This is a genomic window from Dellaglioa sp. CoH-56-MRSF-11, from assembly GCF_056782135.1.
The window spans coordinates 1-306 of the sequence record NZ_JBXAYE010000083.1; the positions used below are offsets into that span (position 1 = coordinate 1).

Genomic DNA, 306 nt, shown 5'->3' on the forward strand with positions numbered 1-306 from the left:
GTTCCGCTATGTAGCGGACGCTACCGGTTATCAGGTGTATGACGCGGCCCGCTACGTTGGGCACGTGGCGCGCGTCGGGGATCGGGATTTGTGGCAAGTTACCGACGCACAAGGCCGGTTGCATCTTACGACGCGCACTCGCGCGAGTGTCGCTCACTATCTCGCGACGCTCGTTCAATAAACCCCAGACGGCGCGGGGTTATTGTTGACGCCGGGCCCGACACCGCCTAGAATTCATTCCATCGATTAACTACCTGACAGGGTAAAAACATGAAACACGCAAAGACTGTCCCCATGTCCGAAATC

The 306-nt window shown here is 57.5% G+C and carries 1 protein-coding gene; it reads left to right on the forward strand.

Annotated elements, in window-relative coordinates:
* Positions 1 to 181 (forward strand): hypothetical protein (locus AC1RPT_RS07940; RefSeq protein ID WP_481763011.1); only part of this gene is annotated, 181 nt, incomplete at its 5' end.
* Between the last annotated feature and the right edge of the window lie 125 nt (positions 182 to 306).